The sequence below is a fragment of the Shewanella sp. A22 genome, from assembly GCF_053850585.1.
In genome coordinates, this window is sequence record NZ_JBSQBN010000264.1 from 1 (window position 1) to 588 (window position 588).

The following is a 588-nucleotide window of genomic DNA, read 5'->3' on the forward strand; positions in this document are numbered from 1 at the left end:
TCACAAACGGTAATTAAAGATGGCCAGACCAAGACAGACAATCGTTAGCCTGGAAGATACGCCTTACTATCACTGCTGTTCTCGTGTGGTGCGTAAGGCATTCTTGTGCGGAATTGATAATTCAACAAAAAAAATAATTATGACACCCATAATTATTTGAGGTAATTATGAGAAGGTCTATCGTATTGGTGGCGCAGGTACATTAACCGAGCATAAGTTTTATGTTGGCGACATTGTCTATACCCAGCGAAGCAATATACTTTTTATCTACACAAGGACCATCAAGGCTCAGTCATCGCCACAACAAATGGCAGTGGCGCAGTCGTATCGCAAGCTATTTACGACCCTTGGGGTAAACGTACCGCTGTGTATCTTCATAGTACGTTGGCTAGTTTTACGACTAGCGAACCGACAGACAGAGGATATACAGGCCATAAGCATATCGACGAATAATTAAGACGAATAATTAAGACACCCAAGATTGTTGGCTAAATATTGAGCGCTGAACTACACTTTATTTACCCTTTCACAAACGGTAATTAAAGATGGCCAGACCAAGACAGACAATCGTTAGCCTGGAAGATACGC

The 588-nt window shown here is 41.8% G+C and carries 1 pseudogene; it reads left to right on the plus strand.

Annotation, left to right across the window (positions count from 1 at the left end):
* Window positions 1–19: 19 nt before the first annotated feature.
* Window positions 20–127 (plus strand): annotated as a pseudogene (locus ACWXWT_RS20625) (transposase); the annotation flags it as partial.
* Window positions 128–588: the final 461 nt, after the last annotated feature.